We start from the raw sequence: 434 nt of genomic DNA on the forward strand, positions 1-434 counted from the left end.
TGGTTTTTGCAACTCCTACACCAGCTAATTGTCCGGATACACCTTCCAACATGCCTTTTTGATTTGTTTCACCTCTTTGGTAAATAATGCTTAAACCGAAAGTGTGCGAGATCTGCTTGTCTATACTTGCGTAACTGTTATAACCCCAGTTAACCTTTTTGTCATAGAATGACGTAAGATCTGATTGAGTCATAAATGCTGCACCTCCACCAACTGAAATACTCCAGTCGTTAAATCTTCTAGCCTTGTTGTCGAAAGTTTGGACATTGGCAGAACCTGAGGAAAAAGTATTCGGGTATTCGCTAGAGGAACTAACGGCGATACTGTCCTGAGCATAAGTAGCAATAGGCAAAGCGGCCAATAATAATAAACCTAATTTCATACAATATGTTTTATGTTTTATTTAAAAAAAATCTTTTAATAATATTCTAGAG

General features: G+C 37.1%; 1 pseudogene. It reads right to left on the bottom strand.

The features are described from left to right. Nucleotides 1-382 (bottom strand): annotated as a pseudogene (locus SCA31_RS22515) (OmpA family protein); the annotation flags it as partial. Nucleotides 383-434 lie beyond the last annotated feature (52 nt).

Source organism: Chryseobacterium sp. SIMBA_028 (assembly GCF_046535285.1).
Lineage (GTDB): Bacteria > Bacteroidota > Bacteroidia > Flavobacteriales > Weeksellaceae > Chryseobacterium.